At 42.0% G+C, this 12,879-nt stretch carries 13 protein-coding genes and 1 pseudogene; 1 reads left to right on the forward strand and 13 read right to left on the reverse strand.

The window, feature by feature from the left end:
• Positions 1-58: 58 nt before the first annotated feature.
• The 11 genes and pseudogenes from Q4A91_RS08300 to Q4A91_RS08350 form a co-directional block, all read right to left on the reverse strand.
• Complete coding sequence (locus Q4A91_RS08300) at positions 59-478, reverse strand: F0F1 ATP synthase subunit epsilon (protein WP_303213047.1); 420 nt, start codon at positions 476-478, stop codon at positions 59-61.
• Between the two features lie 10 nt (positions 479-488).
• Positions 489-1,895, reverse strand: a complete 1,407-nt coding sequence (gene atpD / locus Q4A91_RS08305; RefSeq protein WP_000094372.1) for a F0F1 ATP synthase subunit beta — start codon at positions 1,893-1,895, stop codon at positions 489-491.
• Between the two features lie 86 nt (positions 1,896-1,981).
• Positions 1,982-2,860, reverse strand: a complete 879-nt coding sequence (locus Q4A91_RS08310; protein ID WP_303213049.1) for a F0F1 ATP synthase subunit gamma — start codon at positions 2,858-2,860, stop codon at positions 1,982-1,984.
• Positions 2,861-2,875: 15 nt separating this feature from the next.
• Positions 2,876-4,381, reverse strand: coding sequence for a F0F1 ATP synthase subunit alpha (atpA, locus tag Q4A91_RS08315; RefSeq protein WP_303213051.1), 1,506 nt, complete (start codon positions 4,379-4,381; stop codon positions 2,876-2,878).
• Positions 4,382-4,395: 14 nt separating this feature from the next.
• Positions 4,396-4,932 (reverse strand): F0F1 ATP synthase subunit delta, encoded by a 537-nt coding sequence (locus Q4A91_RS08320; protein ID WP_038806143.1) that lies wholly within the window; start codon positions 4,930-4,932, stop codon positions 4,396-4,398.
• On the reverse strand, positions 4,932-5,426 hold the full coding sequence (gene atpF, locus Q4A91_RS08325; protein ID WP_061427227.1) for a F0F1 ATP synthase subunit B: 495 nt from the start codon (positions 5,424-5,426) through the stop codon (positions 4,932-4,934). The genes Q4A91_RS08320 and atpF overlap by 1 nt, the downstream gene beginning before the upstream one ends.
• 13 nt (positions 5,427-5,439) lie before the next feature.
• Entirely contained in the window at positions 5,440-6,153 is a 714-nt protein-coding gene (gene atpB / locus Q4A91_RS08330; protein WP_242745504.1) for a F0F1 ATP synthase subunit A, read from the reverse strand.
• 34 nt (positions 6,154-6,187) lie between these two features.
• On the reverse strand, positions 6,188-6,388 hold the full coding sequence (locus tag Q4A91_RS08335; RefSeq protein WP_303213056.1) for a F0F1 ATP synthase subunit C: 201 nt from the start codon (positions 6,386-6,388) through the stop codon (positions 6,188-6,190).
• 231 nt (positions 6,389-6,619) lie between these two features.
• Positions 6,620-6,932: pseudogene (locus Q4A91_RS08340) on the reverse strand (CHY zinc finger protein).
• Between the two features lie 14 nt (positions 6,933-6,946).
• Positions 6,947-8,233, reverse strand: coding sequence for a U32 family peptidase (locus Q4A91_RS08345; protein ID WP_000169101.1), 1,287 nt, complete (start codon positions 8,231-8,233; stop codon positions 6,947-6,949).
• Positions 8,234-8,369: 136 nt separating this feature from the next.
• Positions 8,370-9,068: a GntR family transcriptional regulator gene (locus tag Q4A91_RS08350; RefSeq protein WP_303213058.1), complete on the reverse strand. Its 699-nt coding sequence runs from the start codon at positions 9,066-9,068 to the stop codon at positions 8,370-8,372.
• A 140-nt stretch (positions 9,069-9,208) separates the two neighbouring features.
• Here Q4A91_RS08350 and guaA point away from each other — a divergent pair, with 140 nt between their 5' ends.
• Positions 9,209-10,771: a glutamine-hydrolyzing GMP synthase gene (gene guaA / locus Q4A91_RS08355; protein ID WP_303213059.1), complete on the forward strand. Its 1,563-nt coding sequence runs from the start codon at positions 9,209-9,211 to the stop codon at positions 10,769-10,771.
• 73 nt (positions 10,772-10,844) lie between these two features.
• Here the strand turns inward: guaA and ffh are convergent, their stop codons facing one another.
• Positions 10,845-12,416: a signal recognition particle protein gene (gene ffh / locus Q4A91_RS08360; RefSeq protein ID WP_303213061.1), complete on the reverse strand. Its 1,572-nt coding sequence runs from the start codon at positions 12,414-12,416 to the stop codon at positions 10,845-10,847.
• An 11-nt stretch (positions 12,417-12,427) separates the two neighbouring features.
• On the reverse strand, positions 12,428-12,760 hold the full coding sequence (locus Q4A91_RS08365) for a putative DNA-binding protein (RefSeq protein WP_000402066.1): 333 nt from the start codon (positions 12,758-12,760) through the stop codon (positions 12,428-12,430).
• Positions 12,761-12,879 lie beyond the last annotated feature (119 nt).

Consider the following 12,879-nt stretch of genomic DNA (forward strand, 5'->3'; position numbering starts at 1 on the left):
AAGCTCCATAATTTCCATAGTGGTTTTTACCCACTACAGATATTATAGAGCCATTTTTTTATAGTCTATTTCCGACATTGATACGGTTGATAGCACGTTGCAATGCGATTTTTGCGCGACGTTCTTGGTCAATCAAGTGCTTGTCATGGGCTTCTTCGATTTCTCGTTCAGCGCGAAGTTTCGCACGTTCTGCCCGACTGATATCAATATCACGAGCACGCTCTGCTGAGTCTGCTACAATAGTAATGATATCATTAGCAATCTCGATAATTCCTCCGTTCACTGCAATCCAGTTCACATGAGTATCATCATCGATACGTTTTACCTTTACTTCATCAACCGTTAAAACCGCAATCATATTTTCATGTCGTGGCAAGATCCCCATCTCACCATCCAGAGTTCGTACCGATACAAAGCTGGCATGGTGATCATAGACGAGGCCATCTGGTGTCACGATCTGGACAGTTAAATGAGCCATAGATCACCTCTTAAAATCCCATTTTCTCTGCCTTAGCAATGACGTCTTCGATTGAACCGACACCACGGAAGGCATCTTCTGGTAGCTGGTCATGTTTTCCTTCAAGGATTTCCTTAAAGCCACGAACTGTTTCCGCTACTGGTACATAAGAACCAGGTTGGCCAGTAAATTGTTCTGCAACGTTAAAGTTTTGAGACAAGAAGAACTGGATACGACGGGCACGAGCAACCAAGGTCTTTTCTTCATCAGAAAGTTCATCCATACCAAGGATAGCAATGATATCTTGCAATTCATGGTAACGTTGAAGGACACGTTTAACCTCAGCAGCAACTGCGTAGTGCTCCTCACCAACAATTTCAGGTGCCAAGGCACGAGAGCTTGAAGCAAGTGGGTCAACGGCTGGATAGATACCCAACTGTACCAACTTACGTTCCAAGTTAGTCGTTGAATCCAAGTGAGCAAAGGCTGTGGCTGGCGCAGGGTCAGTATAGTCATCCGCTGGCACATAGATAGCCTGGATAGAGGTTACAGAACCCTTCTTAGTTGATGTGATACGTTCTTGCAATTGACCCATTTCCGTAGCAAGTGTTGGTTGGTAACCAACGGCTGAAGGCATTCGACCCAAAAGGGCAGATACTTCTGAACCAGCTTGAGTGAAACGGAAGATATTGTCGATAAAGAGAAGCACATCTTGGCCTTCTACATCACGGAAGTATTCGGCGATTGTCAAACCAGTAAGGGCAACACGCATACGTGCTCCTGGTGGTTCATTCATCTGACCAAATACCATGGCTGTTTTCTCGATAACGCCTGATTCTTTCATTTCCCAGTAAAGGTCATTCCCTTCACGAGTACGTTCCCCAACACCAGTAAATACTGAAATACCACCGTGTTCTTGGGCAATGTTGTGAATCAATTCTTGGATCAAGACAGTTTTACCAACCCCGGCACCACCAAAGAGTCCAACTTTCCCACCTTTTAGGTAAGGGGCAAGAAGGTCGATAACCTTGATCCCTGTTTCCAAGATTTCAGATGAGGTAGACAATTCATCAAAAGTTGGAGCTTTCTTATGAATTGGCTGACGCTCAGCGTCTTCAGCGAAAGGAGCATCCAAGTCAATAGTATCTCCCAAAACGTTGAAGACACGTCCCAAAGTTTCTTTACCTACTGGAACGGAGATTGGACGGCCTGTGTCCAAAACTTCCATTCCACGAGTCAAACCATCTGTTGATTCCATGGCGATCGTACGGACCATACCATCACCCAACTCCAAGGCTACTTCAAGGACGATTTTTGTTTTTCTTTCGTCATTTTTGTAGACGACAAGTGCATTATTAATCTCAGGAAGTGTTTCCCCTGCTGCAAACAAGACGTCTACAACGGGTCCGATAACCTGAGCAATTTTACCTGAACTCATCTCCCTCTCCTATTCTATATAAGATACTGTCGGTTCCTAGTTCACCTAGGGCCTAAGTTCATTTTGATACGTACAGGGGTAAAGCCTTATTCTAAGGCACTAGCCCCCGCTACGATTTCTGTAATTTCTTGTGTAATCGCCGCCTGTCTAGCACGGTTATACTGGATTGTCAAATCATTGATGACCTTCTTGGCATTATCAGTCGCCGTTTGCATGGCGGTCATACCTGCAGCATTTTCAGCTGTCTTGGCATCGATAATAGCCCCGTAAATCATACTTTCGGCATACTGTGGCAACAACTGCTCTAGAATCTCATCACGGCTCGTTTCTAACTCAAAGGTCAAGCTATACTCTTCATCTGCTTCATTTGGATCCAAGTCAACAATCGGAAGCATTTGTTCCACACGCATTTGACTTGTGAGAGTATTGACATGATGGTTGTAGCAGACGTACAATTCATCAAAAAGTTCGTTTTGGTACATCTCAATCGTTTTTGAAATAATTGTACGAACTTCATCAAAACTGGGTTGATCTGCCAAGCCACGTAGTTCATAGATTGGCTGAATACCACGAGCCTTAAAGAAATCAGCTCCCATACCACCAATACAGATTATCTCAAAATCTTTACCATCTGGATGGTATTCTTCTTTCAACTCCATAACGGCTTTAAGGATGGAAGCATTATAACCTCCAACCAAGCCACGGTCTGAAGTGATAACGATATAGCCTGTTTTCTTAACTGGGCGACTGAAGAGCATTGGATTGGTTGAACCACCAGATCCGTTACCATGCAGAATATCCGTCAAAAGCTTACGAACTTTCTGAGCGTAAACTTGGAAGTTGCGCGCTGCTTCTTCAGAGCGACCTAACTTGGCAGCCGATACCATTTGCATAGCATTAGTGATTTGACTCGTATTTTTGGTTGAGGCGATTTTTGTTTTAATATCATTTAGAGATACTGCCATCTGACACCTCTATTCTTATTGGAAACTGGATTGATTGAGAAACTCTGTAATCGCAGCATCCAAGACTGCTTCTTCTGGCAAGTCTTTTGTTTCACGAATGGTTTCCAAAATCTCTGGATAATGAGCATCAAAGAAAGTATGGAACTCTTCCTCAAAACGAACAATGTCATCTACAGGAATCGTATCCAAGAAACCATGTGTCAAAGCATAGAGAATGGTTACTTGTTTCTCAACAGGTAGTGGTTTATGAACAGGTTGTTTCAATACTTCCACAGTACGACGTCCACGGTTCAACTTAGCCTGTGTTGCTGCATCCAAATCGGAACCAAACTTAGTGAAGGCTTCCAACTCACGGTATGAAGCAAGGTCGATACGAAGTGTACCAGCTACTTTCTTCATAGCTTTAATCTGAGCGGAACCACCTACACGGGATACAGATGAACCCGCATCGATGGCTGGACGAATACCCGCATTGAAGAGACCATCGCCAAGGAAGATTTGTCCGTCAGTGATAGAAATCACGTTAGTTGCGATATAGGCAGAGATATCTCCTGCTTGTGTCTCGATAAATGGTAGGGCTGTAATAGATCCACCACCAAGCTCATCAGAAACTTTAGCTGAGCGCTCAAGCAAACGACTGTGAAGGTAGAAAACATCCCCTGGGAAGGCTTCACGACCTGGTGGACGACGAAGCAAGAGGGAAAGTTCACGATAAGCGACCGCTTGTTTTGAAAGATCATCATAAACAATCAAAACATGCTTGCCTTGGTACATAAACTCTTCTGCCATAGCAACTCCGGCATAAGGAGCTAAGAAGAGCAATGGAGATGGTTGTGAAGCAGAAGCTGTCACAACGATTGTGTAGTCCAAGGCACCGTACTGACGAAGTGTTTCTACTTGTGTACGGACAGTTGATTCTTTTTGTCCAATCGCTACGTAGATACAGATCATATCTTGACCTTTTTGGTTCAAGATTGTATCAATCGCAATAGTTGTTTTCCCTGTCTGACGGTCACCAATAATCAACTCACGTTGACCACGACCAATCGGTACAAGGGCGTCAATAGCTTTCAAACCTGTTTGCAATGGTTCTGATACAGACTTACGTTGCATAACGCCAGGAGCTGGCGCTTCTACTGGACGAGTCTTTTCAGTATGGATATCACCAAGACCATCAACTGGACGACCAAGTGGGTCGACAACACGTCCGATTAGGCTGTCCCCCACAGGTACTTCCATAATTTTACCTGTACGGTGAATAGTATCACCTTCACGAATATCTGTAAAGTCTCCAAGGATGATAATACCGACATCAGTTGACTCCAAGTTTTGCGCCATCCCATAAGAGCCGTTTTCAAAGATCAACAACTCTCCACTCATGGCATTTTCAAGACCGTGAGCACGCGCAATTCCGTCCCCGATATAGGTTACAACACCTGTTTCAGACACATCAAAATTGGGTTTGAAATTTTCAATTTGTTGCTTAATTAAAGCGCTGATTTCTTGTGCGTTAATTGCCAAAAGAACACCACTTTCTATTTCAAATTTTCTTTAACAACTCGAAGTTGTTGTTTTATACTCACATCAATTGTCTTGTGATTAGCAAAAATAACAAAACCACCAATGAGTCCTTCATCAATTTGTTCTTTAATACTCCGTACTTTCAGAGACATTTTTTTCTCTATCAAGGGAAGCAAACGTTCCTTCTGTTCGTCCGTTAAAGGATGAGCTGAAGAAATCGTGACAACAAAATGATTGGTTTCTCTTTCAAGACGATTCAAACAATCAACAATGATATCATAAAAAAGATTTGCTCTGTGATTGTAAATCAGAACCTGAATAAAGTTTTGCATTAAAGGTGAGACAGAGTCTTGAAAGAAACCAACTGTTTTTTCCTTATCAGACTCATCAACTGCCACCTGAGCTAAAAAAGAAGGTAAGCCCGTTTCTTCTGCGACTTGCTTGATTTGATCCAAGTCTGAAAAAATCCGGTCCTCTTCTCCTTTTTCAATCACTAATTGGACAAAAGGCATGCTGTACTTTTCAATTACCTTTGCTGTTTTCTTGTCCATTAGGCTTCTCCTAGCTGATCGATATACTGATCAATGAGTTCCTTATGAGCATGACTGTCAAGGTTTTTTGAGATGATTTTACCAGCGAGACTAATCGTCAAATCTGCCACCTCGCCCTTAACACTTTGCAAAGCCTCAGCTTTATTCTGAGCAATTTCTTGATTCGCCTTCTCTTTTAAGCGACCTGCTTCTACTTTAGCATCTGCCAGAATATTTGCTTTACTCTTCTCTGCAGTCTCTTTAGCATTTTCAATGATTGTTTTGGCTTCGTTGCGACTACCAGCCAATTCATCTTCACGTTTTTGGGCAAGAGTTTCTGCTTTTTGACGTGCTTGTTCAGCTCCATCAATATCAGCAGCAATTTTATTTGCCCTTTCTTCGAAGACACTCGTCAAGTTTGACCACGCATATTTCTTAACTAAGACAATCAAAAGGATAAAAGAGCCAGCGATTAAAATAAAGTTACCAATTAATTCACCTACTGTTACGTGCATCTGTTACTCCTTTCTACTCTCCATCATTAATTTTATTTCCTAGATACATAGAAGACAAGACTGTGAATACATAAGCCTGAACACAGGAAATAAACACAGAAAACGCCGTCCAGACAAGATTGGTAACAAATGCGACTGGATACCAATAAAGAGCCTGATGAGAAAGTGTGATTAGCAAACTAGCCATCACTTCTCCGGCAAAGATATTTCCGAATACCCGCAAAGCAAGTGATAGGAAATTCGTGACTTCTTCAAGGAGATTCATCGGTGTCATAAAACCTGGGGTAACAAAGCCTTTCAGATACTTTTTAACACCACGGCGACGAATTCCTTCTATATGGGTCATCAGGATAATTCCAAATGACAAGGCCAAGTCAAACTGAAGATTGGCAGTTGGCGATGTCCAAAGGTTTGTCCCATCTGTAGTTTGAAGTTTCGCCATCAAACCAAGATTGTTTGCGATCACCATAAAAAGAAACAAACACAAGTAAAAGAGTGAGTAATCTTTCATGTACCGTGAGCCTACATTAGGTTCAGTAAATCCGACTACGAAGTCATAGAGATACTCCAATACATTTTGCTTTCCTTTGGGTTTCACAGTCATATTCCGACTTGCCCAATAGATAAAGCCAAAAATAACGACTACTGACAGCAAGGTCAAGGCAGTCAAGGTCAAATCAAAGGTAACAGGACCAATATTGATGGTTGGATTGATACTTTCTTCCATCTAAAATCCTCCCTTTTCCATTTTATACTTCTCTTTATTTGATGATAAATGAAAATACGAGAGTTACAAAGAATGTTCCTTCGATAAAGGCAATCCCCATGATCATTAAGCTACGCAATTGTGGAATGATGTCTGGTTGGCGAGCAGCTGATTTGAACAAACCGTTCATCAACGTACCTTCTGCAAGGGATACACCCATACAGGCAAGACAAAGACCGAAAAATGTTAAATTCATGATGAATTCTCCTTTTATTTAAAATTTACTTACTTAGTTTAGTCCTAAAATTTTGATTTGTCAACTTTTTACTTACGTTGAAAGCGTTTCAGATAATATATTTCTATTTTTGCTATTTTTACCCTATTCTATAGAAAGTTTTTCCATTTTAGATTGCGTGTTTTTCTTGATTTTACTATATTTTCTGAAACAAACTGAAAAGTCCAAGTTTAGAACTTGGATCGTTTCAGTTTATTTAAAATAGTAGGAATAGTGTTGTTTACAACCTGGATTAAATGGAGCACTGCAGTAAGGGCAAGCCATCTGCTTTTGGTATTCTTGGAAAGTCATTGTCCTCTTACAAGCCCCACATAAAATTGGTCGATCCTCAGAAAGCGCCAAGGGATAGGGCGAAAACACATGCGTTTCTATAGCATTGTGGCACTGATAACAAGCATAATATTTTTTTACACTCATAGCACTGAAGGGAAACGATGTCCTTTTCGCCATGGTAATGAATACATCTGCCTTCATTATCAACTAACAAACCTTGTGCTTGATTCATTCACTTTTCCTTATCTAGGCACGAACTGTAACGCTTGTCCCGTCTTCCTTATAGAGATTGATGAGCCCTTCTTTCAAAGCACGGACCATGTCCCCAGCTTGAACAGGTTGTGGGACTTTAATTGTCAAGAGTTCCATTGGATTTGGAGCACGGTCGATTTTATTGCCCTTGGCATCATGAAGGTCTTCGATATAAGTCTCAAAATGACGGAAACCTGGTCCATAAAACTCGACTTGATCTCCTTCGTTGATGACATTCCGTTGACGAATAGTTGCCGTTTGAGTCGCATCATCATACGCAACCACTTCAGCGACAAACTTATATTCAGGAATTTTACGACGAGCGCCAAATAACTGTTCGTTTTCTGTAGGTGTACCATAGTAGAAACCTGTTGCCAATTCACGTTGGGCAACCTTCCACATCTCGTCTACCAAGTCCTGTTTGATGGCTTCAAATTTCTCGGGACTTTCGAGATAAGCATCTACAGCCGCCTTGTAACAGTTGGTCACAGTTGAAACATAGTGAATCGACTTCATACGGCCTTCAATCTTGAGACTGTCTACACCATTTTCAATCATATCTGGGATATGGTCAATCATAGACATGTCGACGGCTGACATTGAAAATTCTTCTGGAATTTCACCTTTCAGACTTTTACGTTCTTGACCAAAGGGCATGTCGTAAAGATCGTATTTCCAACGGCAAGACTGTGAACAACCACCACGATTGGCATCACGCATACTCATGTGGTTTGAGAGCGTACAGCGACCTGAGTAAGAAATACACATGGCTCCATGGACAAAGGCCTCAATTTCTACATCAGTACGTTTGCGAATCTCTGCCAATTCTTCCATTGAAACTTCACGGGCCAAAACCACGCGAGTTAGACCAAGTTCTTTCCAGAACTCAAGAGTTTCATAGTTGGTCGCACTGGCTTGGGTTGAAAGGTGGATTTCAAGACCTGGTGCTTCTGTTGCTGCAATCATAATCAAGGCCGGATCTGACACGATAACTGCCGCAATCCCGATGTCACGCAACTTACGGAACCATTCTCCAGCACCAGCTTCGTTCCCTTCGTGCATAACCATGTTAGCAGCCACATAGACCTTGGCACCGTACTTAGCAGCGAACTGGACTCCTTCTTCCATCTGTTCAAAAGTAAAGTTTCCAGCACGGCTACGAAGACCATAGGCCTGCCCACCGATGAAGACTGCGTCCGCACCATATTGAACAGCTACTTTCAGCTTCTCTAAAGTCCCTGCAGGTGATAAAACCTCAGGACGTTTTAATGTTTTTGTCATTTTTTCTCCTATTTGCAATATAAAAGTTTGACGTTTTTCCTTCTCATTTTATAGTAAATAAGCGATAAAATCAAGCCTAGACAGATTGTTTTGACAATTCTAATCTTTTCTAAAACAAAAAACTAGCCTTTCTAGACTAGTTATTTTCAAGATAAAATTCAAAGCGTTCGCCCACGTATTGACTCTTTACATACTCGAAAGCCGTCCCATCTTCAAGATAAGAGACCTGAGTCAAGGCTAAAATGGCATGCCCCTTTTCGACTTCTAGATAGTGAGCAATTTTTTCCTTAGCCAATCTTGCATAAATGGTCTGTTGGGATTTGCCAATCCGATAGCCATGTTGCTGCAAGGTTTGGAAGAAATGACTGGTGATTTCTTCTTTTTTGAAATCCTTGATAAATTTCTCAGGAATGGATGCGACTTCATAGACTAGCGGAACTTGGTCAGCGTAACGCACCCGTTCCATGCGAATAATATTCTCTGTCGGAGCAATCCCTAGCTTAGCGACCTCTTGCTCATTTGGAATGGTTCTTCTGTAAGAAATGAGCTGACTAGAAGGAACTTTCCCCTGAGATTTGACAATCTCCGTAAAACTGGTTGTCCCACGCATTTTTTCTTGGACACGAGTGCTAGAGACAAAAGTCCCACTTCCTACTCGACGCTCCAAAACTCCTTCCTCAACCAAGAGAGAGATAGCCTGGCGTAATGTCATCCGGCTAACTTGAAACTGTTCAGCTAAATCTCGCTCACTTGGAAGTCTCTCTCCAATTTTCCAATGATGATCATCTATATCCTTCTTAATCTGATCGTGGATTTTCATATAAGCTGGTAACATGATTCTCACTTCTTTTCTTTATTTTCTCCATTGTACCGTATTTGCTAAGAAAAAGTCAAACTTTGCCTTGTTTAGTTGGTAATTCGCCCCTATTTGTGATAGAATATTGAAAAAGATATTTCTTTTGAGAAAGGAAAAAGATGAGCAACATTTCAACTGACTTGCAAGATGTCGAAAAAATCATCGTGCTGGACTATGGTAGCCAATACAACCAGCTGATTTCACGCCGTATTCGTGAAATTGGTGTTTTTTCAGAGCTAAAAAGTCACAAAATCTCAGCCGCAGAGGTTCGTACGATTAACCCTGTAGGGATCATCCTCTCTGGTGGACCAAACTCTGTATACGAAGATGGTTCATTTGAAATTGACCCAGAAATTTTTGAACTTGGCATTCCAATTTTAGGAATCTGCTATGGTATGCAACTTTTAACTCATAAACTTGGAGGAAAAGTTGTCCCTGCAGGTGATGCTGGTAACCGCGAGTATGGCCAATCACCACTTACCCATACCACTTCTGCCCTCTTTGAAGGAACTCCTGAAGAACAGATTGTTTTGATGAGCCATGGCGATGCTGTTACAGAGATTCCAGCTGATTTCGTTCGTACTGGAACTTCTGCTGACTGTCCTTATGCAGCTATTGAAAACCCTGACAAGCACATCTATGGAATCCAATTTCACCCAGAAGTTCGCCATTCTGTATACGGGAATGATATCCTTCGCAACTTTGCCCTTAACGTCTGTCAGGCTAAAGGCGACTGGTCAATGGACAACTTCATCGATATGCAGATCAAGAAAATCCGTGAAACTGTTGGAGACAAACGTGTCCTTCTCGGTCTATCTGGTGGTGTTGACTCTTCTGTCGTTGGAGTTCTTCTCCAGAAAGCAATCGGCGATCAATTGATCTGTATCTTTGTTGACCACGGTCTTCTCCGTAAAGGGGAAGCAGACCAAGTTATGGACATGCTTGGTGGTAAGTTTGGGTTGAATATCGTCAAGGCAGATGCTGCTAAACGATTCCTTGATAAACTTGCAGGTGTTTCTGATCCTGAACAAAAACGTAAAATCATCGGTAATGAGTTTGTTTATGTCTTCGATGACGAAGCAAGTAAGCTCAAAGATGTAAAATTCCTTGCTCAGGGAACGCTTTACACTGACGTGATTGAGTCTGGTACAGATACTGCTCAAACCATCAAATCACACCACAACGTTGGTGGTCTTCCTGAAGACATGCAGTTTGAACTGATTGAACCATTGAACACTCTTTATAAAGACGAAGTCCGTGCCCTCGGTACAGAGCTTGGTATGCCAGACCACATCGTATGGCGCCAACCATTCCCAGGACCAGGACTTGCTATCCGCGTCATGGGTGAAATCACTGAAGAAAAACTAGAAACTGTTCGTGAGTCTGATGCTATCCTTCGCGAAGAAATCGCTAAAGCTGGTCTTGACCGCGATATCTGGCAATACTTCACTGTCAACACTGGTGTTCGTTCAGTCGGTGTTATGGGTGACGGTCGTACATATGACTACACCATTGCCATTCGCGCTATCACTTCTATCGATGGTATGACAGCTGACTTTGCCAAAATTCCTTGGGAAGTCCTTCAAAAGATTTCTGTACGTATCGTAAATGAAGTGGATCACGTAAACCGTATCGTCTACGACATTACAAGTAAACCACCCGCAACCGTTGAGTGGGAATAAACCAATCAAACACAAAAGAACTCTGAATCGGATTCAGAGTTCTTTTTTAAGTAAGCACTTCTGCTTTCCTTTTTTATTTGCGTTTTTTCTTCGCTTTTTTCATTTTGTTGGCCATGCGTTTCATAGACTGTTTCATGGCAAATTCACCAATTTTACCTTTGAGTCCACCACCAAACATCTGGTTCATATCTGGCATTCCAGCTCCTCCAAGAGCTGACATATCCGGCATTCCACCTTGTCCCATCATGCCTTCAAGGGCAGACATATCCATCCCTCCCATATTTGGCATATTTTTAGGGAGGTTATTGGGATTGATTCCCATTTGCTTCATCATCTTGTTCATATCGCCAGACATAACACCCTGCATGAGCTGTTTGGCCTGGTTAAAGTCCTTGATAAATTTATTGACTTCGACAAAGGTATTTCCAGAACCGGCAGCGATACGACGGCGACGACTTGGATTTAACAAATCAGGATTTTCACGCTCCTCAGGTGTCATGGAAGACACAATGGCACGTTTACGCGCAATCTGACGCTCGTCCACCTTCATGTTTTGAAGTGCTGGATTGTTGGCCATACCTGGAATCATCTTGAGCAAGTCTTCCATTGGCCCCATGTTTTGCACCTGATCCAATTGATCAATGAAATCATTGAAATCAAAGGTGTTTTCACGCATTTTCTCAGCCATTTCAAGGGCTTTTTGCTCATCGTATTCCTGTGAAGCCTTCTCAATCAAGGTCAGCATATCCCCCATACCAAGGATACGGCTTGACATACGGTCTGGGTGGAAGGTTTCAATATCTGTAATCTTTTCACCCGTACCAGTGAACTTGATAGGTTTACCAGTGATGTGACGAACAGACAAAGCAGCACCACCACGAGTATCCCCATCAATTTTGGTAAGAATAACACCAGTCACTTCTAACTGAGCATTGAATTCACGGGCAACATTAGCCGCTTCCTGACCAATCATGGCATCAATGACGAGCAGGATTTCGTTTGGTTGGGCTAAGGCCTTAACGTCACGAAGCTCGTTCATCAAGAGCTCATCAATCTGCAATCGACCTGCCGTATCAATCAAGACATAGTCGTTGTGATTGGCTTGTGCTTGCTCCAAACCTTGACGAACTATCTCAACAGCTGGCACTTCTGTTCCAAGTGCAAAGACAGGAACATCGATCTGCTGTCCAAGTGTTTTCAACTGATCGATGGCTGCTGGACGATAAATATCTGCCGCAATCATCAAAGGACGAGCATTTTCTTCTTTTTTGAGTTTATTAGCCAATTTACCAGCAAATGTCGTTTTACCAGCCCCTTGCAAACCGACCATCATGATAATGGTTGGAATTTTTGGTGACTTGATAATTTCTGCCGTATCGGAACCTAAAACAGCTGTCAATTCCTCATCAACGATTTTGATAATCTGTTGGGCTGGATTGAGGGTATCAATGACCTCGTGTCCGACTGCACGTTCACGAACCTTCTTGATAAAGTCCTTTACAACAGGCAAGGCAACGTCGGCTTCCAGCAAGGCCAAACGAATCTCTTTGGTTGCTTCCTGGACATCAGCCTCAGAAATTTTTCCTTTTTTTCGTAGATTTTTAAAGACGTTCTGTAAACGTTCTGTTAAACTTTCAAATGCCATTTTTCTTCCTCTTATTCTCTATTATCAATACTTGTTAAAATTTCTATCTGCTCCTGCAGAAAGTCATCCTTGGGATAACGCTCCAAGATCTGGTCAAAAATCTGACTACGAACAATGTAGTCCGAATACATGTGCAGTTTCATCTCATAATCTTCTAGAATCTTTTCTGTCCGCTTGATATTGTCATAAACAGCCTGACGACTGACACCGAACTCTTCAGCAATCTCAGCAAGACTGTAATCATCAGCATAATAGAGTTCAATATAGTTCATCTGCTTGTCTGTCAAAAGCGCCGCATAAAATTCAAAAAGGGCGTTCATACGATTGGTTTTTTCAATTTCCATAACTTTTATTATACCAAAAAAACGATTATACTGCTAGAGTAGAAGCACTTCAAATAGAATAAGAAAAAAAAGGGCTCTATAATATCTGTAGTGGGTAAAAACCACTATGGAAATTATGG

The organism is Streptococcus sp. (genome assembly GCF_030528045.1).
Classification (GTDB): domain Bacteria; phylum Bacillota; class Bacilli; order Lactobacillales; family Streptococcaceae; genus Streptococcus.